At 31.3% G+C, this 25,638-nt stretch carries 16 protein-coding genes; all 16 read right to left on the bottom strand.

Translation table 11 applies throughout. The annotated features are described in order from the left end of the window. Nucleotides 1-248 precede the first annotated feature (248 nt). On the bottom strand, nucleotides 249-1,670 hold the full coding sequence (pyk, locus tag COL3_RS16980; RefSeq protein ID WP_008429395.1) for a pyruvate kinase: 1,422 nt from the start codon (nucleotides 1,668-1,670) through the stop codon (nucleotides 249-251). A gap of 67 nt (nucleotides 1,671-1,737) precedes the next feature. Continuing rightward, nucleotides 1,738-2,694 carry a 6-phosphofructokinase gene (gene pfkA / locus COL3_RS16985; protein WP_008429397.1) on the bottom strand — a complete coding sequence of 319 codons (957 nt, stop codon included), beginning with the start codon at nucleotides 2,692-2,694 and terminating at the stop codon, nucleotides 1,738-1,740. Nucleotides 2,695-3,133: 439 nt separating this feature from the next. Next, nucleotides 3,134-6,709, bottom strand: a complete 3,576-nt coding sequence (locus COL3_RS16990; RefSeq protein WP_008429399.1) for a DNA polymerase III subunit alpha — start codon at nucleotides 6,707-6,709, stop codon at nucleotides 3,134-3,136. A 158-nt stretch (nucleotides 6,710-6,867) separates the two neighbouring features. Further along, nucleotides 6,868-7,152, bottom strand: coding sequence for a Dabb family protein (locus tag COL3_RS16995; protein ID WP_008429400.1), 285 nt, complete (start codon nucleotides 7,150-7,152; stop codon nucleotides 6,868-6,870). A 173-nt stretch (nucleotides 7,153-7,325) separates the two neighbouring features. Further along, on the bottom strand, nucleotides 7,326-8,273 hold the full coding sequence (gene whiA, locus COL3_RS17000; RefSeq protein ID WP_008429402.1) for a DNA-binding protein WhiA: 948 nt from the start codon (nucleotides 8,271-8,273) through the stop codon (nucleotides 7,326-7,328). Between the two features lie 35 nt (nucleotides 8,274-8,308). Next, complete coding sequence (locus COL3_RS17005; protein WP_008429404.1) at nucleotides 8,309-9,661, bottom strand: YvcK family protein; 1,353 nt, start codon at nucleotides 9,659-9,661, stop codon at nucleotides 8,309-8,311. Continuing rightward, a complete protein-coding gene (gene rapZ, locus COL3_RS17010; RefSeq protein ID WP_008429406.1) occupies nucleotides 9,658-10,542 on the bottom strand; it encodes an RNase adapter RapZ in 885 nt (294 codons plus the stop codon). The genes COL3_RS17005 and rapZ overlap by 4 nt, the downstream gene beginning before the upstream one ends. Nucleotides 10,543-10,732: 190 nt before the next feature. Next, the gene (gene murB / locus COL3_RS17015; protein WP_008429409.1) at nucleotides 10,733-11,647 is read right to left on the bottom strand and encodes a UDP-N-acetylmuramate dehydrogenase; all 915 of its coding nucleotides are present in this window, start codon (nucleotides 11,645-11,647) and stop codon (nucleotides 10,733-10,735) included. Nucleotides 11,648-11,789: 142 nt separating this feature from the next. Then, nucleotides 11,790-13,664, bottom strand: a complete 1,875-nt coding sequence (gene uvrC, locus COL3_RS17020; protein ID WP_008429411.1) for an excinuclease ABC subunit UvrC — start codon at nucleotides 13,662-13,664, stop codon at nucleotides 11,790-11,792. A gap of 126 nt (nucleotides 13,665-13,790) precedes the next feature. Next, complete coding sequence (locus tag COL3_RS17025) at nucleotides 13,791-15,266, bottom strand: penicillin-binding protein 2 (RefSeq protein WP_008429412.1); 1,476 nt, start codon at nucleotides 15,264-15,266, stop codon at nucleotides 13,791-13,793. 3 nt (nucleotides 15,267-15,269) lie between these two features. Continuing rightward, nucleotides 15,270-16,490 carry an FtsW/RodA/SpoVE family cell cycle protein gene (locus COL3_RS17030; RefSeq protein WP_008429415.1) on the bottom strand — a complete coding sequence of 407 codons (1,221 nt, stop codon included), beginning with the start codon at nucleotides 16,488-16,490 and terminating at the stop codon, nucleotides 15,270-15,272. Between the two features lie 247 nt (nucleotides 16,491-16,737). Beyond that, nucleotides 16,738-17,181, bottom strand: coding sequence for an FHA domain-containing protein (locus COL3_RS17035; protein WP_008429416.1), 444 nt, complete (start codon nucleotides 17,179-17,181; stop codon nucleotides 16,738-16,740). A 313-nt stretch (nucleotides 17,182-17,494) separates the two neighbouring features. Next, nucleotides 17,495-20,320 carry an excinuclease ABC subunit UvrA gene (uvrA, locus tag COL3_RS17040; protein WP_008429418.1) on the bottom strand — a complete coding sequence of 942 codons (2,826 nt, stop codon included), beginning with the start codon at nucleotides 20,318-20,320 and terminating at the stop codon, nucleotides 17,495-17,497. Between the two features lie 350 nt (nucleotides 20,321-20,670). Next, the gene (gene uvrB, locus COL3_RS17045) at nucleotides 20,671-22,638 is read right to left on the bottom strand and encodes an excinuclease ABC subunit UvrB (RefSeq protein ID WP_008429420.1); all 1,968 of its coding nucleotides are present in this window, start codon (nucleotides 22,636-22,638) and stop codon (nucleotides 20,671-20,673) included. Between the two features lie 296 nt (nucleotides 22,639-22,934). Continuing rightward, on the bottom strand, nucleotides 22,935-24,254 hold the full coding sequence (locus COL3_RS17050; RefSeq protein WP_008429421.1) for a hypothetical protein: 1,320 nt from the start codon (nucleotides 24,252-24,254) through the stop codon (nucleotides 22,935-22,937). Between the two features lie 11 nt (nucleotides 24,255-24,265). Next, nucleotides 24,266-25,531: a S41 family peptidase gene (locus COL3_RS17055; protein WP_008429424.1), complete on the bottom strand. Its 1,266-nt coding sequence runs from the start codon at nucleotides 25,529-25,531 to the stop codon at nucleotides 24,266-24,268. Between the last annotated feature and the right edge of the window lie 107 nt (nucleotides 25,532-25,638).

Consider the following 25,638-nt stretch of genomic DNA (forward strand, 5'->3'; position numbering starts at 1 on the left):
GCCAATACAGAATCAGTTGCCATTTAATTCCATAATCATAAATTATTATTTCTCTTTATGAGCAATAATATACATTATATATTAAATACCATCTAGATAATTGTTAATTTTTTGTTAACTTTTTATAACGAGTAATAAATTCCTATGACTTACTTAAAATTGTCGTATAAATCTTACAAATTACAAAAAAGGCCTTGAGTAAAATATACCAAAGCCTTTTTTATATATGAAAAATTATGTTTTAGAAATTATTTAACAATGCTAACTTTTAATAGGTTAGTTGCTCCAACTTCATTAACAGGAACTCCAGCTGCTAAAACAACTGTATCTCCTTCTTTAACAAATTCATAAGTCTTAGCTATTTCTACTGATTTTTCTAACATTTCATCAGTTGATACCATTTTATCAGCAACTATAGGATATACTCCCCATGAGAAAGCTAATTGTCTAGCAACTACTTCGTCTGGAGTAACAGCTATAATTGGACATTCTGGTCTGCATTGAGATATTCTCTTTGCTGTAGCACCAGTTTGAGTTGAAGAAATTATAGCATTTGCTTGTAATTCATTAGCTGCATTACTAGCTGCTCTTGAAATAACTCCAGAAATAGCAGGTGTATGAGATTTAGCAGCTGAAACTGCTACCTTGTAAGTTAATTGCTTTTCAGTTTCTTCAGCAATTTTAGCCATTGTAGATACAGCTTCTACTGGGTAATCTCCATTAGCACTTTCTCCTGATAACATGATTGCATCAGTACCATCTAATATAGCATTAGCAACGTCTGAAACTTCAGCTCTTGTTGGTCTTGGATTTCTCATCATAGAATCTAACATTTGAGTTGCAGTTACAACTGGTTTTCCAGCAGCATTACATTTTTGAATAATCATCTTTTGAACTGCAGGAACTTGTTCTATTGGAATTTCAACTCCAAGATCTCCTCTAGCTACCATTATAAGGTCAGAAACTTCTAAGATTGAATCGATGTTATCAACACCTTCTTGGTTCTCAATCTTTGAACAAATTAATATTCTTTCTCCGCCATTTTCATCAAGTATCTTTCTGATAGTTTCTACGTCAGCTGCTTTTCTTATAAATGAAGCTGCAATCATAGTAACTCCAACTTGACATCCAAAGATTAAATCGCTTTTATCTTTTTCAGTAAGAGCTGGTAATTTAATAGATACTCCTGGTACGTTAACACCTTTATGTGTTCCAACTACTCCAGTGTTTTGAACTTCACACTTTATAGCATTTCCTTCAATTGATTTAACAGTTAATCCAACTAAACCATCGTCTATTAAAATAGTATTTCCTGGTTTAACATCATTTGCTAGTCCTTCATATGTAACAGCACATTTAGTAGTATCACCAACTACTGACATATCTCCAGCATATACTGTAAATTCTGTACCTTTAGTCAATTCAACCTTATTTGGTTCAAATTTACCTGTTCTAATTTCTGGCCCTTTAGTATCAAGAATTATAGCAATTTCTCTGTTTAATTTCTTAGATAATTCTTTAACCTTTGCAATTCTTCCACCATGTTCTTCATGATCACCATGTGAAAAATTATGTCTTGATGCATTCATGCCTGCAAGCATAACTTTTTCTAGTATTTCCATATCTTCACTTGCTGGACCAATAGTACAAATCATTTTAGTTTTTCTCATTAAACTAACACTCCTCTTTCTTGGATTAATATATAGCATTTATATAAATAAACTATAAGCTTAATAACTATGATAATACTTGAGCAATATCATATAATTCTTTATCAAATTTGCTTTCCATATCTAAAGCTTCATCTATATCTTGGTCAATAATCTTATTATCTCTAATCCCAATTACTCTTGAAGTTAATCCTTCTAATAATACTTCTACTGCTTTAGCACCCATTCTTGAAGCTAATACTCTATCTGTAGCACTTGGACTTCCGCCTCTTTGAATATGACCTAAAATTGTTGCTCTTGTTTCTATTCCTGTTACTTCTTCTACATATTTTGCAAGATCAAATGCTCCTCCAATTCCTTCTGCAAGGATAATTAAATTGTGCATCTTTCCTTTGTTTTTACCTTCTAAAATAGTTCTACAAAGTGCATCTTTATCAAAGTCTATTTCTGGGATTATTATTGCTTCTGCTCCACCACATATACCTGCGTATAGAGACAAATCTCCACAATCTCTACCCATAACTTCTACAATTGAAACTCTTTCATGTGAAGTTGAAGTATCTCTGATTTTATTAATTGCATCTACAACAGTATTTAAGGCTGTATCAAACCCTAAAGTAAAATCTGTATAAGCTAAATCATTATCTATTGTTCCTGGAATTCCTATTGTTTTTATTCCAAGTTTTGATAATAATTTTGCTCCAGTAAATGATCCATCTCCACCGATTACTACTAAAGCTTCTACGCCATAAGCTTGTAGAATTTTAGCAGCTTTTTTTCTTACTTCTTCATTTTTAAACTCAGGGCATCTAGCAGTTCTTAGGATTGTTCCACCTCTTTGAATTATATCAGATACTGAATTTCTATCCATACTGAATAGTTCTCCATTGATTAATCCACTATATCCTCTTTGCACACCCATAACTTCAATTCCGTTATGAAGCGCAGTTCTTACTACTGCTCTAATTGCAGCATTCATTCCTGGTGCATCTCCACCACTTGTTAACACAGCTATCTTTTTCATAATATATATTTCCTCCTTAAATACCGTTAAGGGACCTTTAAAGACCCTTGTGTACATAATATAACCATAATTTATTAATCAAGAATTATTGTACATAAAATTCTTGCAATTATCAATCATATTTGACTAATTTCTGATATTATTCTAAAATAAATATCTTAATTTTATGAAAAGTTTTAGAGCTCGCATGTACTCTTAATTAATCAACTGGTTTCATACCCAAGCACTTCAAAATTAACATATTTTTGTATAAAATATATTTATTTTAATCAAGGTACTTATTGTATCTAAATATAATATTATTTTTATTTCTCATTTAATATTAACTCATCTTCTCTATTATAACCAAAAAACGATAAATTAATATAAAATAATATAAATTTTGTCATATTAATTTCTATAATATTTTCCATTTATACATTTGCTATCTATAATTTAATTATATATCTTGAACCTTAATATTTTCTTCCCCTAAATCATCTTTTAACAAACTTATAACATCGCTTTCTAATGAAATCCATCTATCTCTAGGTACTCTGAATTTTTGTTTTTCTTTACTTGCAAATATATATATAGGTGTATCTCCAAGATATTCTTTTATTAACAGCTCTTTAAGTTTTTTATTAAGTTCTTTGGCTGCCACAGTATCATCTACTCTTAAATATACTTTCGAAGAATTTATTTTTTCCAAAGGTTCAATACTCTCACATATAAGCTTAGGTGGTTCATCTTCCTTTAGGCTAAGCCTTCCCTTTACCAGTACCAAGCTGTCTGTTACGCATAAATCTTTAACTTTATCTAAAATCTTAGGGAAAACTATTACCTCAATTGTTCCTGATAAATCTTCAAGTTTTAAGAATGCCATTATAGAATTATTTCTAGTTACCTTTTGATTAACACCTGTGAGTATTCCTCCAAGAATTACTCTGTCATTATCTTGCAAACTATCTTGTCTATTAAACATGGTAATATCACCCATATCGTTTTCCATGGTTTCATCCAGTGTTTCTTGAACTAAGAATATTTTAGATATTTCATTAGTCGTCTGCATTTTTAAACTTTGAGCGTAATCATCTAAAGGATGTCCCGTAATATATAGTCCAGTCATTTCTTTTTCCATTGCTAATAAATTTCTTTTATTGAATTCTTTGATATTTGGATAGTTAACTTCTGGATTCTTTAATTCTTCACTTGCGAATAAGCTTATCTGGCCGTCTATATTCCTTCTTTTATCACTTGAAATATTATCTATTAATTTTTCATGGACAGCTAACATTTTTGATCTAAAAACTTTAAAATCATCTAAGGCACCAGCTTTTATTAAACATTCCACAGCACGTTTATTTATTGTTGATGGATCCATTTTATTAATAAAATCAACCAAAGATTCAAATTTCCCTTTTTCTTCTCTAGCTTTAACTATGCCCTCTACAACATTAGCCCCAACATTTTTTACTGCGGCTAATCCAAATCTTATTTTATCGCCTTTAACAGTAAATTTCGAAAAACTTTCATTTATATTCGGTGGTAAAACTTGTATTCCTAATTCCTCTGCAATACCAATATAATATGCTACCTTTTCATTAATTCCCATAATAGAGTTGAGCATAGCTGCTATCATTTCCACTGGATAATACTTCATAAGATATGCTGTCTGATACCCTACAACTGCATAAGCAGCAGCATGGGATTTATTAAATGCATAAGATGCAAAATCCATCATAGAATCAAAAATTTTATTGGCTACTTCCTCAGAAATTCCATTTCTTATACACCCTGGCACTACTACTTCATCATTTTCAATAATACCATAAATGAAATTTTTTCTTTCCTCTTCCATTACCTTATGCTTTTTCTTTGACATGGCTCTTCTAACCATATCGCTTCGTCCCATTGAATATCCTGCAAGCTTTCTAACAATTTCCATTACTTGTTCCTGATATACCATTACTCCATACGTTACATTAAGTATATCTTCTAATTCTTTTGTTTCATATTGAACTTTTTCAGGATTTCTTTTACATTCTATGTATCTAGGAATTTCTGCCATAGGACCTGGTCTATATAGCGATATTCCTGCAATTATATCTTCTAGTGAATCAGGTTTTAATTCCTTCATGAATGAAACCATTCCTGCAGATTCTAATTGGAATACACCCGCTGTTCTACCTTCACCTATCATCTTATAAACTTCTTTATCCTCAAAGTCTATTTTATCTAAATCTATATCTATTCCTCTATTGTCCTTAATCATTTTTAAGGCATCACTCATAACCGTTAAAGTTCTAAGTCCCAAGAAATCCATTTTAAGTAGCCCAAGTTCTTCTAAGGTATTCATACCAAATTGAGTTACTATCATTTCATCATTTTTTTGTAATGGAACATATTCTACTAGAGGTCTTGATGCTATAACAACCCCAGCTGCATGGGTCGAGGAATGCCTTGGCAGCCCTTCCAAGTCCTTTGATACATCTATTAGTGTTTTTACTCTTTCATCGCTGTCATACGCTGACTTAAGCTCTGGATTTAAATCTAGTGCCTTCTCTATTGTAATACCTAACATAGTTGGTATCATCTTAGCAATTCTATCGACTTCTGCATAGCTGTAATTCATTGCTCTTCCAACATCTCTTATACATAGTCTTGCAGCCATTGTACCAAATGTTATTATTTGTGAAACATTATCTACACCGTATTTCTCAACAACATAATCAATAACTTCTTGTCTTCTTTCATAGCAAAAATCACTATCGATATCGGGCATAGATACTCTTTCCGGATTTAAAAAACGTTCAAAGATTAAGCTATACTTAATAGGATCTATCTTAGTAATACCTAATGTATATGCCACTATGGAACCTGCAGCAGATCCCCTACCTGGGCCAGTAGGTATTCCACTTTCGTATGAGAATCTAATAAAATCCCAAACAATTAAAAAATAGTCTACATAGCCCATTTGCTTTATTACTTCAAGCTCATATTCAAGCCTATCTACATATTCTTTGGCTTCTTCACTTTCTATTGCTATGTCGCTAATCTTACTGTAGTCTAATTTTATATCCCTCAACTGCTCAAATATATCATACCTGTCTATAAGTCCTTTATAACAAGTATCTCTAAGGTATTCAAAAGGGTCTTGCCCTTCTTCTAAAGGAAATTTAGGAAGTTTAGATTCATGGAATTTATATTCGTAGTTACATTGTTCTGCAATATTAATGGTATTTTCTATTGCTTCAGGAACATAAGAAAACATATCCCACATTTCTTCCCCTGATTTTAAGTAAAATTGATCTGAAGGATATCTTCTTCTATGAGGATCATCTATTGTTTTAGCTGTTTGTATACACATTAAAACATCGTGAGATTTGGAGTCTTCTTTGCTTATATAATGGACGTCATTAGTAGCTATTAATGGAATTCCCACTTCTTTTGATAATTTTATATTCTCTTCATTCACCTTTATTTGCTCTTCCATTCCATGGTTTTGCAATTCAAGGTAGAAATCTCCGTTAAATATTTCCTTATATATTAGCGCTGCTTCTTTAGCCTTCTCATAATTTCCCTTCAGGTGGTAGGATTGTACCTCTCCTCCTAAGCATGCACTTAAAGCTATTAATCCTTCACTATGTTTCTTTAAGTATTCATAATCAATCCTTGGTTTATAGTAAAACCCTTCGATTGAAGCTACAGATACTATCTTCATTAAATTCTCATATCCTATTTCATTTTTAACTAATAAAACTAAATGATATGTTGAATTCTCTTTATCAGGTTGTTTAATATGTCTAGACTTTGGCACTACATACACTTCACAGCCTAAAATAGGTTTTATCTCATTTTCTCTTGCAGCTTTATAAAAATCTACAAGTCCATATAAAACTCCATGATCAGTTATAGCTATACTCTTCATCCCTAGCTCTTTAGCCTGTTTCATAAGTTTCCCTATTTTTCCGGAGCCATCTAATAAACTATATTCTGTATGTAAGTGTAAATGGCAAAATTGCTTTTCTTCCATGATTTCCTCACCACCCTTTCTTCAGTTAACAGTTTACAGTGCACAGTTAACAATTATGGATAAAATCCCTTCGGGATTTTTTTTATTTATATTTATTTAAAAACTCCGCAGGAGTTTTCTCCTTAACTGTTACCTGTTAACTGTTAACTCCTAACTGATTAAAAGTCTAGTGTTTTACTGCCTTCCATATATGGTCCTATAACTTTTTTTACTTTTTCCACATGAAATTCATTTATGTCGTATGCAAGATAGTCCTCTTTATTTTCAAATCTAGTTATAATTCCTATATCATAACTTCTATCACTTTTTATTACGTCTACTCCGACTTCTAATTGTTTTAATTCTTCAACATTTCCATTCATAGATAATAAAGTTTCTTTTACTAATTTTAAATTTTCTTCTGTTGGCTCTTTTAACTTAAAAAGTACAATATGTGTAAACATAATACCATCCCTTCTTTCAGTTGACAGTTTACAGTGCACAGTTAACAGTTATGGATAAAATCCCTTCGGGATCTTTTTAATATATTTTTCAAACTCCGTTGGAGTTTGTTCCTTAAACTGCTAACTGTAAATTGTCCACAGGATACCCTAAAGGGCATGAACTGTGCACTGTTTTACTTGCTTGTTCTCAGCTCTTCTGCTATTTTCTCTATCTTTCTTAATCTATGATTTATTCCTGATTTTCCTACAGGCGGATCTAACATTTCGCCTAACTCTTTCAATGATTCATCTGGATAATTCAATCTTAGTTCAGCAATTTCTCTCAAATTATCTGGTAATCTTTGCAAGCCTATTTGAGATTGTATGAGTTTTATGCTTTCAACCTGCCTAACTGCAGCATTTACCGTTTTAGAAAGGTTTGCAGTCTCACAATTTACAAGCCTATTAACATTATTTCTCATTTCCTTCATTATTCGTATGTTTTCAATCTCTAGCAAGGATGCATGTGCTCCAATTACATTTAGTAAATCTACGATTTGTTCGCCTTCTTTAATATATACTATAAAACTATTTTTCCTCTGTATCACTTTAGAGTTTAATTTAAATGTATTAACAAGATTAGACAAATCTTTAGCATACTCCTCACTATGAGTTACAAATTCTAGGTGATAGGTTTTTTCAGGATTACTTATGCTCCCTCCACCAATAAAGGCACCTCTTATATATGCTTTTTTAAGGTTATCCTCTTTAAAAATATGTTTTTCAATCCTATAGTCTAAGCTCATTATTCCATCTATTTCTTTAAGTATTCCCGTTTCACTTAACAAACCTCTAACGCCCATTTCCTCCGATATCACTACCATGTAAATATTATTCTTTTTTAGGGAATTACTTTTTTTTACCATTAATTTTGAATGAATGCCAAAGTGATCCTTTAGAAGTGTGAAAATCAATCTAGCACTAGCTGGATTTTCTGTAGTCATTTTAAAACTAAGTCCACTTCCACTAAAAGCTAATGTGCCACTAACCTTCATTATTGCTGATATTTCTGCCAATGCTTCTTCCTTTGAAATATCTATATACCTGCATATTTCTCCTTTAACTTTAGATGAAAATGACATTTTGTTTCCTTCCTTACTTTAAATAATATAATTGTTTAATCAATTACTTGACCTTTTTCTTCTATTACTCTTTTCTTTATACGTTGTGATAAATACATATATTCTATAATTTTTTTCTTATCATATAAAAGCTTCTTCTCCATTATTGTATCTGCTAATACTTCCGCTAATTTATCTGAGTCATGCTTTACTAATCCATTTTTAATTTTAACTAAATCTTCTCCTACTATCTTTACACCTAAACTATTTATAACTTCTCTATCCAACTTTACAAGTTCTGCGCCATCTTTTTTATATTTTTCTTTTAACTCATCGGTAATTTCACCCGTGTTTGCAATTACATAATCAACTATATCTTTTCCACCATACTTAAATAAAACTTTTAGGTGATCTGATACCTTAAATCCTGTGGTTTCACCAGGCTGAGTCATTATATTTGATATATAGATTTTAACAGCATCACTTTTTCTAACTTCTTTTGAAATCTCCTTAACAAGCAGATTTGAAGTTATACTTGTATATAAACTTCCTGGCCCCATTACTATAGCATCCGCCTCTTTTATAGCCTCTAATGCTTCAGGTAATGCTTTTGCACTCTCTGGAACTATTTTTAATTCTTCTATTCGAGAATTTTGTTTAACTGCTTCTTCAGGGATTTGAGATTCCCCTTCTACTATATTGCCGTTTTGAAGTTTTGCAACTAACTGCATATTATCTAGGGTAACTGGAATCACCTTACCTGTTACTGCAAGTACTGAACTCATTTTCTGAACAGCTTCTTCGAAATTATCAGAAATTCCAGCCATAGCTGCCAAAAATAAATTTCCAAAACTTTGATTCTTTAATCTTCCATCTGGGAATCTATATTGAAGTAAATCTTCCATTATAGGCTCTGTATCAGCTAATGCTAAGATACAGTTTCTTATATCTCCTGGCGGAAGCATGCCTAAATCTTCTCTTAAATCACCAGAACCGCCGCCATCATCTCCAACTGTTACAATTGCAGTAATATTGGATGTATAATACTTTAATCCTCTAAGCATTGTTGAGAGACCAGTTCCTCCACCAATTACAACTATTTTAGGACCTTTTACAAGTAGCCTTTTTTCATATATTAAGCTTTCCATTTTTCTACTATCTAATGAAACCTTAATATAACCTCTATTGACTAGTGCAATTATAGATTTCATAGTCTCAGTTACTGATATATATAAAACAAATATTCCAGTAATATTTAAAGATACATAAAAAATTAGGTAATACCAATTATATACTCTATGATTTACAAGTTCTGTAAAACCAAAGGCTATTAGTAAAATTCCGAAGACTCCAAAAGATAGCCACCTTTTCACCTTAATTCCTGCTTTAAGCCAATCTCGTATCCTCATAGTTTCTTTTCCCCTTTATGAAGATCTTCTGCTACATCTCTATGCTCTATTTTAGAATTATAATTTTCCTTATTTAATCTCTCATATACTTCATTCGCAATTGCAACAGATCGATGTCTACCACCTGTACATCCTATAGATATAATTAATTGTCTTTTTCCTTCTTTAATGTAATTAGGAATTAAATATTTTAACATATCCACTAATTTCTCTATGAAATTAACTGTTTCTTCTTGTTTTAGTACATATTCTCTAACTGGTTCATCGTTACCTGAATATTGCTTTAATTCTGGTATATAAAACGGATTTGGAATGAATCTAACATCAAAAACCAAATCTGAATCTACAGGTATTCCGTATTTAAATCCAAAACTTAATACTGTAACTGATAATTGCTTTTCTGGATAAGTATGATCTCCATAAGCCGTATTTATTTTTTCTCTTAAGTGCCTTATTTCATATTTTGATGTATCGATAATAATGTCTGCTACATTCTTAACTTCTCTTAATCTTTCACGTTCTTGAGTAATCCCAGTTAAAACTCTTCCATCTGGTGACAATGGATGACTTCTTCTTGTTTCTTTAAATCTCTTTATAAGGACTTCATCTGTTGCCTCCAAAAATAATATTTCATATTTAAATTCATTTTGCTTTAAATAATTTAAAGCTTCAAAAAAATCATCAAAAAAAACTCCACCTCTAATATCTATAACCAATGCAACTTTTTCAATATTCCCACCACTTTGGGTACACACTTCTGCAAACTTTGATATTAACTTTGGTGGAAGGTTATCTACACAAAAATACCCTAAATCTTCTAGTGTTCTTGTTGCTTGTGTTTTTCCTGCTCCTGATAATCCTGTAACTATAACAAATCTCATATTACACACTCCCCTTTTGCCAAAGATACTTTTAAAACACATAAGCTGCTTTTTTTATGTTCATTAATATTAAAATTATATCATACTATTATGATTAAATCATAAAAAACCCAAAAGTCTCAAAACTCTTGAGTTTTATAAATTTAAATTATCTATTGCATACTATGATATAGTTATTATTTTCACTCACCTAATCTTCCCCTAGTATTCTAACTTCTGGATATAAATCTACTCCATATTGCTTTTTTACTTCTTCCTTAACATAACATATTACACCTAATACATCTTTCGCTGTTCCATTATCCTTATTAATAACAAATCCAGCATGTTTCTCTGAAACACAGGCCCCGCCAATAGTAAAGCCTTTTAATCCTGCATCTTCAATTAATTTTCCAGCAAAATAACCCTCAGGTCTTTTAAAAGTACTTCCTGCTGAAGGATATTCTAAAGGCTGTCTTTCCTCCCTCCTTTTAGTCAACTCATCAACTCTAGCTTGAATCTTCTCTTTATCTCCAGGCGTTAACGCAAATGTTGCACTTAGTACTATATATCCCTTTTGCATAACTACAGACTGCCTGTAACCTAAATTCAGTTCTTCTTTAGAAAGCACTTTAACTTCTTGTTTATCGTCCAATACTTCCGCACTCTCAATAACAAATGATATTTCTCCGTCATAAGCTCCCGCATTCATAAAAACAGCTCCACCTACACTACCTGGAATACCACATGCAAACTGGAAACCTGCTAAAGACCCTGCCGTTGCTTCTTTGGAAACATCTTTAAGCAATACACCACATTCTGCAATAATTTTATTTCCTACTCGCTCTATTTTATTAAGCTCACATAACTTTATAACTACGCCTCTAATGCCGCCATCTTTAACCAAAAGATTTGACCCATTACCTATTACATAATATGGAATTTCATTTTCTTTACAAACGGTTATAGTTTCCCTAATCTGCTTTACACTATTTGGAATTAAAAGTATATCAACAGGTCCCCCAACCTTAAAGTATATATGTTCGCTCATTCTCGCATCTAATTGAATTTGTGACTCTTCGTATATTGTACTGAACAAATTCTTATATTCTTTATAATGCTTCATGCCAAAACTCCTCAAATATTTTTATTAATCACATAAACTTACATGATATAGAATAATCCATATGCTAATCGAAAACAAGTAAATTTTTATTCACACTAGATTTAATCAAGTAAATTTTTATTCCGTATTATTATAGCATAATTTATGTATTTTGTTCATGTTTTTTGAAATATGCAAGAATACTATTTGCAGCCTTATTATCAATTGACTCAGTTTCTAGAAGTTCATCCAATGTGGCTCTTTTAATATTCTCAATGCTTCCAAATTTCACAAGAAGTGCCATTCTCCTTTTCTGTCCTATATTAGGTATATCATCTAATATTGAATGTAATGTTCTCTTATCTCTTAAACTCCTATGATAAGTAATTGCAAATCTATGAACTTCATCTTGAATCCGTCTAATTAACTGCATCAGATTAGAATTTCTATTTATTATTAACTCATTATTATTATAGATTATTCCACGAGTTGCATGATGATCATCTTTGACTAATCCGCATACAGGTATATCTATGCCTAACTTATCTAATACCTCAAGAGCTATATTTACTTGCCCTTTTCCACCATCCATCATTATCAAATCTGGAAAATTAGAAAACTTTCCATTAGAGAAATTTATTTTTTTCTCTTGAATTTCTTCTATTTCTCTTAACCCATGAGTAAATCTTCTTTCCAATATTTCTCTCATGCTATCATAATCATTGGCATTTTTTACGGTTTTTATGCGAAATCTTCTATAATCACTATTTTTGGCTTTGCCATCTTCAAATACAATCATAGACCCTACAGAATCCACCCCTTGTATATTAGATATATCATAGGCCTCTATTCTATATGGTAAGGTATCAAGTTCCAATAACTCTTGTATATTTTCTAGAGATATTCTATTTATTTCTTTGTCTTTTAACATTTTATCCTTAAATTGATCTAAAGTAATCTTTGCATTATTTTTTACCAATTCTAACATTTCTTTTTTCTCACCTTTTATTGGAACTTTAACATAAACCTTCGAGCCTCGTTTTATACTCAAAAATTCCTCGAGAGCTTCTATTTCATCGCTTTCAGGAATATAAATATTTTTAGGTACTTTAGGTGTCCCTCTATAAAATGAGATCATAAATTGTGAAACTATTGTTTTATCATCTTCATGAGCACTATCCTCAATCATAAAATGCTCTCTTCCGGTTATTTTCCCATCTCTCAAAAAGAATATTTGAATACAACAATCTTTCTCGTCCTTATATATATTTATGAAATCTTCATCACTTTCTTGGGATTTAAATACTTTCTGCTTTTCAGCTATATTTTCTATTGATAAAATCTTATCTCTTAATGATGCCGCCTCCTCAAACTCTAAATTTGATGAAGCTTCCTGCATTTCTTTTTTTAACTTATTTACAATAGTTTTATCCCGACCACTTAGGACATCCATAATCTCACTTATCATAACACCATACTCAGCCTTTGAAATATGCCCTTCACATGGAGCATTACATTTCTTTATATGATAATTCAAACATGCTCTTGTTGGCTTGCCTCCCTCAACAATTAGCTTTTTGCAGGTTCTTAGTGGAAAAATTTTTCTAATTAAGTTTATTGTTTCGTGTACAGCTCCTGCATTTGGATATGGCCCAAAGTATTTATTACCATCCCTCGCATGATTTCTTGTTATAAATACTTTAGGAAAATCCTCATTAGTGGTTACTTTTATAAAAGGATAGAATTTATCATCTTTCAATGAAATATTATACTTAGGACTATATTTCTTTATTAGGTTGCATTCTAAAATTAATGCTTCCATTTCAGAGTCAGTAACTATATATTCAAATTCTGAAATATTTTTAACCATTGCTCTTACTTTCTCTGAATGATTTTTTGAATTTTGAAAATATTGCCTTACTCTATTTTTCAATATCTTTGCTTTACCTACATATATTATCTCCCCAAGAGAATTTTTCATTAAATAAACCCCTGGTTTATCAGGTAAAATTTTTAATTGAGCCTTAAAATCAAACATAATATCCCCCCTTTATTCAGTTTACAGTTAACAGTTTACAATTTACAGTTAAGGAGGAAATCATGAAATGATTTCTTAGCTCTTTAAATTTGGAAAACCTGCAAGGTTTTCTTCCTTAACTTATAACTAATTTAACGCTTGCTTAATTACACTGCCTGCTATTGGTGCTGCCGCACTTGCCCCATATCCACCATTTTCAACAATAACTGCAACTGCAATCTTAGGATTACTTGCTGGTGCAAACCCAATAAACCATGAATGTGGTTTTGCACTTTGACCATTAGCTAAATTATAATCAGCTGTACCCGTTTTACCTGCTGCCTCAGTTCCTTGGAAATATCCCCATGACGAATCTACTTTTGAATCAACCAAATACTTCATATAATCTTTTATGATAGCTGCATTAGATGCACTAATTACCTGTTTATATACTTTAGGATCTACTGTCTTAACTACATTATTATCTTTATCAATTACTTGATTAACAAGCCTAGGTTCCATCATCTTTCCGTCATTTGCTATGGTGCTTGCTACTAAAGCCATTTGCATTGGAGTTGCTAAGATACTGCTTTGACCAATACCTGACTGTGCTATACTTCCTATTTCAGCTTTTGAAAGCTTTGGAAATTGACTTTTAGTTATCTTAAATCCTTCTGAATCAATACTATTATTAAATCCGTATCTTTCAGCAGTCTCTTTCAATTTATCATTTCCAAGCTCCATGGCAAGTGTACCAAATACAAAATTACTTGATAATTTAAATGCATCTTTTAAATTTATTGTTCCATTAACTTCTCCGTTATCATTACTTAGAGATTGCTTATCATTAAATACAATTTTTCCTGTATCATCGAATGTTCTGCTTGTAACACCTGGCATATTTTCTAAAGCACTGCTAAGCGTAACTGTTTTAAAGGTTGATCCTGGTGGATACAATCCTGATACCGCTCTATTTATTAATGGACTATCTTCTGATGTTCCTTCATTTGCCGCCTTCATTGAAGCATCTAAATCATTTGGATTATAAGTCGGCTTAGAAACCATCGCTAATACCTCTCCTGTTTTAGGATTTAAAGCAACTACAGCACCTTTATTATTTCCAAGTGCATCATATGCTATCTTTTGAAGTGTTGGATCTAACGTTGTTATGACTCCATTACCAATTTTAACGTCATCTTCTTTTCTATTTTGAAACATAGCTTTTAACTTATCTAAACTAAAATCCTTGGTTAAGTTAAGAAAATCATTAGTAATCTTATTATAAGACCTTAATTCACTATCATAATCAGCTTCTAATCCTGTAAGCCCATATTTAGGATCCACATATCCTAATGCATGAACATACAAGTCTCCATTAACATAGGTTCTTTTTTGTGTAAGAGCATTTACTCTTGCACTTGTTGTAAGTGGATTTTTATTCCTATCGTAGATAGTTCCTCTTAAAACTTCATTTCTTTTTGCCCAAAGTCTTTGATTTCCTTGCTGCTCAGCTAGTGTTGGTGCTGAGAAAACCTGAAAATATGCAATGTATGAGATAAGAGCTACAAAGCAAAATAGAAAAACTACCATTACTTGTTTTATACTATTAGAAACATTTTTCAATTTTTAGCCCTCCTCTGATATCTTCTGAAGTACTGCTAGCGCAAAGAACATACTTATTATAGATGATCCACCAGCGCTTATAAGTGGTAATGTAATTCCTGTAAGTGGTATCACAGCAAAAACACCTCCGATTATAACTAAAACCTGGCAGGCTATCATAGCGCTCATTCCTATAGTTCCAAGCTGTGAAAATTTATCTTGGACCCTAAAAGCGGCTCGCATACCTCTATAGAAAAACAAGAAATATATTATCATAATCCCAAGCCCAAAAACCATCCCTAATTCTTCACAAATTACTGCAAAAATTAAATCTGATGTATTTACAGGAACAAAACCAGGATATCCTTGACCCAATCCTGAACCAAACATACCACCTGATGAAATAGAATATAATCCTTGAATAATTTGATATCCACCTGTATCCTTATACTCCCATGGGTTTTGCCAAATTACTATTCTTTGCCTTACATGTGGAAATAGTTTAAATGCAAGAAATGAACCAACTATAAATAATACAAATGTAATTGCTACATACTTTTTCTTTCCTGTAGCAACATAAAGCATTGTTATGGCTATACCAAAGAATATTAAAGCAGATCCTAAATCTTTTTGTAAGACCAAACATCCTAACGAAAACATAACTACTAATGCTGGTTGCCAAAGTTGATTAAAATCTTCTTTAATATTACTTTTATCTTCATAATCTTTTAATGCAGATGCAAGATATATCACAAAAGCTACTTTACCAAATTCAGATGGTTGAAATCCCATTCCCCCTATCATTACCCAGTTGGTTGCTCCATAAACTTCTGTACCAAATACTAATGCCATTGGCATAAAAATTAAGGTAATAACCAAATACACCTTTTTATATTTTGCATAGTCTCGTAAATCTGGAATAGCTGCTACTAAAACAATAAAAATAACTATTCCCGCTGTAAACCAGATTAATTGTTTTATAGCAACAGCAGTATCCAATCTATATAAGACCGCCATTCCAATAACTGATAATATGCACGCAAAAGTAATTAGAAACTTATCTCCATGAGGATAAAATTTTCTAATTAGAATTTGCGTTAATGTTATTAATACGCACACTATTAGTCCCATATATATTGCTCCCATATCCATGGGATCCTTTAAAATAGCTAAATCTGCAAAAAGAACTATACATAAAAGATAAGTTAAAATTAACAATTTTACCTCATCCATTTTAATCTTCAATCTGTACCACCTCATTGTTCTCATTTCGTCTTCTAGTAACTAACTATTATAATTATGTTAGAACTAATTTTTTAAATGAATTTAATATTAATTGCATTTGCATTGAACAGCTTATTGTAAGGCTCAGCTGAAGGTATTTCTATTTTTACCTCCTACTGAGCCTAATTGATTTAAATCCTTAATTTATAATACCTGATTAACTATATTTATAGTAGTTATAATAATCATTCATCATGTGCTGTATTCTTTATTTTAATATTTTAAAAACTGAAGTTCCAATCTTTATTTCATCTTTATTGGCTAATTTCGTTTTATTATTTATTTTATTTCCATTTACATAAGTACCATTTGTGCTATTTAAGTCCTCTATATACAGTGAATCATTTCTCACAATAATTTTTGCGTGATTCCCAGATACGTGAGGATCACTTAAAACAATTGAATTACCATCTTTTCTACCTATTGTGAGATCTGATCTTATTGGAATAATTGATCCATCTTTTAAGTCTTTACCTTCACCTGAATTAATAATTTCTAATCCCAAATTTCCTTTTGGGGTAGATGGTCTTCTCTTTTTCCCGCCATTTTTAACATCTCTATACATTATCTTAAGTGCATAATATATTATTACATATAGAATAATAATAAATACAACACCAAAAACTCCAGCAATTATTTTTGAAAAACTCATATTTTCACCTCAATATTTATTCCCGTATTATAATCAATATGAAAACAAAATTTCTAAAAGATTTATTAACTATATTCGTGTACATCTCATTAATTATGATTATACAACAAAAAAACAAGTATTACATATAAAAGTGCTACTTATTAATTATTAATTAATATTTATTTAATTAATTTTAAAATATCTGCTTTTTATATTTTGTTATATAACACCCCAATTGTCAATTTTCAATTATTGACAATTGGGCAATTTCACTAAGTTATATATATTTTTAATCTAATTTATTAATATAACAAACCTTATACACTTATTTTTATTTAAGAATATTCTTTAAATATTTTCCCGTATATGATTCTTCAACTTTACACAGTTCTTCTGGAGTTCCTGTTTTAATAATGGTTCCTCCCTTATCTCCGCCTTCTGGCCCTAAATCAATTAGATGATCAGCACATTTTATCATATCTAAATTATGCTCGATTACAACAACAGTATTTCCTGCTTCAACTAAACTTTGAAGTATCTCTATCAACCTGCTAACATCATCTACATGTAACCCTGTAGTTGGCTCATCTAATATATACAATGTCTTTCCTGTACTTCTCTTAGACAATTCATATGCCAATTTAATTCTTTGAGCTTCTCCTCCTGACAATTGAGTTGATGGCTGACCTAATCTTATATACCCAAGACCTACATCATTTAATGTTCTTAGTTTGTTTTCAATTCTTGGGATATTCTCAAAGAACTTCAATGCTTCTTCAACTGTCATGTTTAATACATCATCTATATTCTTACCTTTGTACTTAACTTCTAACGTTTCTCTATTATATCTCTTTCCTTTACAAACTTCACATGGTACATACACATCTGATAAAAATTGCATTTCGATTTTAATTATTCCATCTCCAGAGCAAGCTTCACATCTTCCACCTTTAACATTAAAACTGAAGCGCCCTTGCTTGTATCCTCTCATTTTAGCTTCTGTAGTTTGTGAGAAGAGTTCTCTTATCATATCAAATGTACCTGTGTAAGTAGCTGGATTAGATCGAGGAGTTCTTCCTATTGGACTTTGGTTTATATCTATTATTTTATCAATATTCTCGTATCCAACTATCTCTTTATGATTTCCTACAGGATTTTTACTCCTATTTACCAGTCTATTTAAACCCTTATAAAGTATTTCATTTACTAAAGTACTCTTACCGGACCCAGAAACCCCTGTAACCATTGTTAGAGTACCAAGTGGAATTGTTATGTTTATGTTCTTTAAATTATTTTCCTTAGCACCTATAATTTTTATGTTTTGCCCGTTTCCTTTTCTTCTTATACTTGGAATAGGTATTGATTTTTTCCCAGTTAAATATTGCCCAGTTATAGACTGTTCACAAGCCTTAACCTCATCAAGAGTTCCCGCAATTACTACTTCTCCTCCATGTTCACCTGCACCTGGTCCAATATCAACAATAAAATCCGCTTCTCTCATAGTATCCTCATCGTGCTCAACAACAACTACAGTATTTCCAACATCTCTTAAGTTTTTTAATGTATGTATTAATCTATCATTATCTCTTTGATGCAGACCAATACTAGGTTCATCCAAAATATATAAAACTCCCATTAATGCTGAACCTATTTGAGTCGCAAGTCTTATTCTTTGAGATTCCCCTCCCGATAAAGTTCCTGAATTTCTGGATAGGCTTAAGTAATCAAGACCAACATCCAATAAAAATTGTAATCTATTTTTAATTTCCTTTACAATTTGCTCACTAATAATTCTATTCTTTTCTGAAAATTCTATTCCATTTATAAATTCAAGTTCTTCTTTTATTGACATACTTGTAAATTCATATATGTTTTTTCCACCGACAGTAACTCCTAACACTTCCTTTTTCAATCTAGCACCCTTGCACTTAGGACAGAAATCATTACTCATATACTGTTCTATTTCACCTTTAATAAGATCCGAATTACTTTCTCTATACCTTCTCCCTAGCGCGTTGATTTCTCCTTCAAATGCATAGTTATATGTAGCTTTGATTCCATCTTTAACATATTCAACTTTAAGTTTTTTTCCTTCTGTTCCATATAATAATAAATCAACGTGTTTTTTATCTAAATCTTTTATAGGAGTATTTAAATCCAGTCCATATTCTTTAGTTAACGCTTGAAGTATTGCATATGTCCAAGAGTCCTCTTTAAGTCTTCCACTGCCCCAGCTTGCTATAGCTCCATCCATAACACTTAATTCTTTGTTAGGTATAACTAGTTTCTCATCAATTTCCATCAAGCTTCCAAGGCCATCGCAATGATCACATTTTCCATACGGAGCATTAAATGAAAATAATCTTGGTGATAATTCATCAATGCTTATACCACAATCAGCACAAGCAAAATTTTCACTAAATAGAGTCTCTTCTCCTCCTATAACACTAGCTATTACTAATCCTTCCCCCATTTTTAGAGATGCTTCTATGGATTCTGTAAGTCTTCCTTCTATTCCCTCTTTTATAACAATTCTATCTATAACAGCTTCAATATTATGTTTTTTATTTTTATCTAATTTCACTTCTTCTTCTGTTAAATCATAAATTTCTCCGTCAATTCTAGCCCTAACGTACCCATTCTTCTTTATGTTTTCTAATATCTTTTCATGAGTTCCTTTTCGCCCCTTAATCACAGGAGATAATATTTGAAGCTTAGTTTTATCCCCATAGCCCATAATCTTATCAACAATTTGATCGACAGATTGTTGAGTAATTTCTTTTCCACACTTTGGGCAATGCGGAACTCCAACTCTTGCATATAGCAATCTTAAATAATCATATATTTCAGTTATTGTACCAACTGTAGATCTTGGATTCTTACTTGTTGTTTTCTGGTCTATTGATATAGCTGGTGACAAACCTTCAATATACTCAACATTTGGCTTATCCATTTGTCCTAAAAATTGTCGTGCATAAGAAGATAAAGATTCTACGTACCTTCTTTGCCCTTCTGCATATAATGTATCAAAGGCCAAAGATGACTTACCTGAACCTGATAGACCTGTAAGTATAACTAATTTATCTCTTGGTATTTCCAAACTAACATTTTTTAAATTATTTACTTTCGCACCTCTGATTACTATTTTATCGTTCATTACATTACCCCCGATCAACTCAGTTAACAGTTAGCAGGTAACAGTTAACAGTTTTATGATGAAATTTCTTACGAAATTTCTAAAAATTATATTTTAAAGTTTTAGCCTTTTTATTCTTAATTTTTTACATTTATTGATTCTAATATTCTAACATACAATCTATATACTTTAATAAATTATCACCCTCCACTTGCTAGCAGCTTTCAAAAAAACTGTAATAAAATTCACAAAAATTTCTCACTATTTCATACATATTACTTATATTAAGTCGCATAAATTCTTCTATGCATAATATAATCATAAGAAAAATTCGCCAGAACTTTTCCTCCTTAACTGTTAATTGTGCATCGTTAACTGTTGACTGATTTAATAATGTCTCTAAGTTCTGCAGCTCTTTCAAATTGCAGGTTTTTAGCAGCTAAAAGCATTTCTTCTGTAAGGTCTTTAATTAACTTATCTTTTTCTTTCTTAGTAAGCTTTTTCTTATCAGAAGTTTTATATTCTTCAATCTCTTCCGCAACCTTTGTAGCTTCTATTACTTCTCTTACATCCTTAATTATCGTTGTTGGTACTATTCCATTTTTTTCGTTATACTCCTTTTGAACAGTTCGTCTTCTTTCGGTTTCTTTTATTGCTTTATCCATTGATTTTGTTATATTATCTGCATACATTATAACCTTACTCTCTGAATTTCTAGCTGCTCTTCCTATTGTTTGGATTAATGATGTTTCTGATCTTAAAAAGCCTTCTTTATCTGCATCTAAAATTGCAACTAATGCAACTTCTGGTATATCTAAACCTTCTCTTAAAAGGTTTATTCCTACTAATACATCATACTCTCCAAGTCTTAAATCTCTTATAATTTTCATTCTCTCAATTGTATCAATATCTGAATGCATATAGGTCACTTTAATTCCAAGTTCAGTCAAATACTTTGTTAAATCTTCTGCCATACGCTTGGTTAATGTTGTTATTAATGTCCTAAATCCACGTTCTATAGTTTTATTAATTTCTCCATATAAATCATCTATTTGCCCTTTAATTGGCCTTATAATAATCTCGGGATCTAATAATCCTGTTGGCCTTATAATTTGCTCTGCTATTACCTCTGAATTATCTATTTCATAAGCAGCTGGAGTCGCGCTTACGAAAACTATTTGATTAATTTTTTTCTCAAATTCTTCAAATCTTAAAGGTCTATTATCATATGCGCATGGCAATCTAAAACCATAATCAACTAATGTATTTTTTCTAGATCTATCTCCTGCGTACATTGCTCTAACCTGTGGCAAAGTCACATGGCTTTCATCAATAAACATTAAAAAGTCTTCTGGAAAATAGTCAATTAATGTTTTAGGTGGTGTTCCAGGATCTCTACCGTCTAATATTCTTGAATAATTTTCTATTCCACTGCAATATCCCATCTCTTTTATCATTTCAATGTCAAAATTTGTTCTTTGTCTTAATCTCTGAGCTTCAAGAAGCTTATCTTGAGCATTAAGCTCTTTTAATCTCTCCTCTAATTCGCCTTCTATAATGCCAATTGCCTTATCAACAGTTTCTCTGGAAGTTGCAAAGTGAGATGCAGGTGTAATTGCCACATGATTTCTTTCACCAAGTATTGTTCCTGTTAGTACATCAAATTCTCTTATTCTATCAATTTCATCACCAAAGAATTCAATTCTAATTCCCTTATTAGAATATGAAGCTGGAATTATATCTAAAGAATCCCCGCGAACTCTAAAGGTTCCCCTTGAAAAATCTATATCATTTCTCTCATATTGAATTTCTATGAGTTTTTTTATAATTTCATCTCTTTCTTTTTCCATACCAGTTCTTAAGCTTATAGTTAGCTTTTTATATTCATCTGGATTACCAAGACCATATATGCAGGAAACAGATGCAACAATTATCACATCTCTTCTTTCGAAAAGAGCTGAAGTGGCTGAATGCCTTAATTTATCTATTTCATCGTTAATAGATGCATCTTTTTCTATGAATGTATCCGTTTGGGGCACATATGCTTCTGGTTGGTAATAGTCATAGTATGATACAAAATATTCAACTATATTATCAGGAAAAAACTCCTTAAATTCTGAACATAATTGTGCTGCCAGTGTTTTATTATGAGCCAAAATCAAAGTTGGCCTTTGTAATTTCTCTATAATATTTGCCATAGTAAATGTTTTTCCCGAGCCAGTTACCCCAAGCAAAGTTTGCCCTTTATTATTATGTTTTATTGAATCAACCAACTTGCTTATAGCTTTTGGCTGATCACCAGTAGGCTTAAATTTAGAACGTATTTTAAATTCTCCCATTATACTACCTCCATTCCGAACAGACATTCGCATTATATGTATATTTTACTTTTCATTAAGAGTTAAGTCAATAAATTATCTTATTTAATTTTTCCAATTAACTATTATCTTATTAATACTTTCCAATAAATCCATAGTTTATAATCCAACAATTTAGAATCTTTTATAAAAACTATAAACCAAGCATACACAATAGATCACAGAGGAGATTTCTCAAATATTCGAAGAAGCTAGCTTCAACAAGCTGCTTTTCTCTTTAACTTAAAGAAAAAAGTGGCTATGCCACCTTCTATAAATTACAATTTATTATTCTTATTGTCTTCTTCTTTGGATCCTGAGTTTCTAAGTGTATTCAAAACACTTTTAAAATTGTTATCTTCAACAGGTATTATGTCTTCCTCATTTACGTTTCTAGGTACTAATAGAAGGCCAAGCCTAGTACTTTTATTATGTCTAAACTCAATGTCTTTAATATTTCCTTTTGAATCCTTAATTTTTAAAACAGCATTGTACAAGTTTTCTTTTAGAATTGAATATACTTCTGCTTCTGAATTAACACTTTTATTATTAACTGATACAAGTTTATCTTTAATTCTTACATTAAATTCTCTTACCTTTGAATTTGGCGAAACTTCCAAAATGGCTAATCCTTCTTCATCACTAACAAACTTAGGCATTCTTTTTTCTTCACCCTTTGCTTGAATTTTCAACATAAATTCGTGACAAAGAGGCATAAATCCTACAGCAAATAATTCACCTAAAGTTCCAAGTCTAGCAATTTGAGCTGCTATAATTAGAGTAATTCCATAAACAAGTATATGACATCCTGACGAGATAGCTTTTTCTCTTTTAGTTCTCGTAAAAGTAATCGAGGAATAGCCTAAAATTGTATAAAACGGAAAAATGGAAATTATACTGCTACCTATTAAACTAAGTCCTGAAAGTGAACTAATTAATGGCCACCAATCCGGGCTCTGTATAAATGCTGTTGAATAGCTTGTATCTGTATTATTTATATTTAAGGCTAGCATAATAGCTATTGGTAATACCCAATATCTTTTTAAGGCATATCCACCTAAAATTTTTCTGTCCCTATTAGTGAATACTGGAACCGCTCCTCTATCACCATCGATTATCACCAAAAAACCCTCAATGATATGAAAGACACCTATAAAAACTATTAGATAAAGTATATCAACATCTAAGATTGTACTATTTAAAATTTGTGGCATGAATTTGCTGATAAATCTAATAATAATACTAACAGCACCTAATATAGCTCCTGAATATGCAAAACATATTAATCTGGGTTTAATGAACATTAATAATATAGATATGATAAATAAATATACAATACCTGAATTCTCACTAAAGACCACACCTAAACTAGTAAGGATTAAACTACCTATGCTCCCCCCTATAATCCCTAAAACAAGTTGAGATAGAGTGAGTTCAATAGACGAATTCACACTACCTCCTACGATTATTTTCTGCATTATCATTACTTTTTTATTTTTGAAATATAATATTATCCCTAGAGTAATCAATAAGAATGTTAGTGGGGGTGTTACTATTGCACCTGCAACATTCCTTAGTGTATATATAAACAAACTCATTTTATTTCCCCCTACTGAACTTTTCCCTCTATTTTCTGTATCGCTGTTTTTAACTGCTCATCTGTATTTTTGTCATATCCATTTTGATCTATTCCTACAGGTGTGGCAACTTCAAAATCTGGTGTTATACCTTTTTTATGAATATTTTCACCATTTGGTGTGTAATACTTAGAAATTGTTACTTTAAGACCGCCGATGCCATCATTAAACTTGATTGATTGTTGAACTATTCCTTTTCCGAAAGTGGTTTTACCTACAATTGTAGCCACACCATAGTCTCTTAACGCCCCAGTAACAACCTCTGACGCACTAGCACTATTTTCATTAACTAAAATAACTAGTGGCATTCCTTCTGCCACCCCACCAACCGATAATGAGTCATTTCTATTATTATATTTATCAATAGTATATGTTACTATATTTCCCTTTGGTATAAACTGAGATGCAACTCCTACTGCTTCCGTTAACAGCCCGCCAGGATTTTCTCTTAAATCTAGCACAAGCCCCTTCATGCCTTGATCCTTAAGTGTTCCTATAGCTGCTTTAAAATCCTCTGTAGTATTTTCATTCATAAAAGTTGTAATGCGAATATATCCTATAGAAGAATTTAACATACTACCTTTTACCGACTCAACCTTAACTTTCTCAGGAACAACTTTCACATCAAAATCTTCAGTTCCAGCTCTTTTAATTGTTAATTTTAATTCTGAGCCATTTGCTTCAGCTATCATTGATGTTGCCTTCTTTAAATCATCACCCGATACATCTACATCATTAATCTTTTCTATTATATCATTTTCTTGAAGTCCAGCTCTATCCGCAGGCGCTCCTTTAATCGTTTCTATTATTGTTACCTTTTGATCTTTTAATGTTACAGTAACACCTATACCTGTAATACTCCCACTACTTTGTTTCATTAAATCATCAAATTCTTTTTCATTCATAAACACGGTGTATTTATCATCTAACGCATTAGTCATCCCTTTAATTGCACCTTCCAAAAGTGCGTTATCATCAATATCACCATCAAATTTTTCTATTAGTTTATTTCTTACTGTAAAAAGCGCTGAATACTTACTAGTATCGTTAATTTGCTCTGCTGTATTAGCAACTTCGGGAGATGTTTTCATCAAAAATATACCTTTTGTCGCCATATAATTTCCAGCTAATATTCCCACACAAGCAATAATGAGTGTAAAACAAATTAAAGGTAATATTAAAAATACTTTTCTCTTTTCTTTTTTATTTGCAAATATATATTTTCTTGATTCCTTCACCTATAAAGACTTCCTTTCATATATGCATTATACACATAATCCTAAAATAATATCTTTATAGATCAAAATGGATTATTATGTAAGCTCTTTCAAGATTCTATGGTGTT

The sequence above is a fragment of the Clostridium sp. LS genome (genome assembly GCF_002760435.1).
Lineage (GTDB): Bacteria > Bacillota > Clostridia > Clostridiales > Clostridiaceae > Clostridium.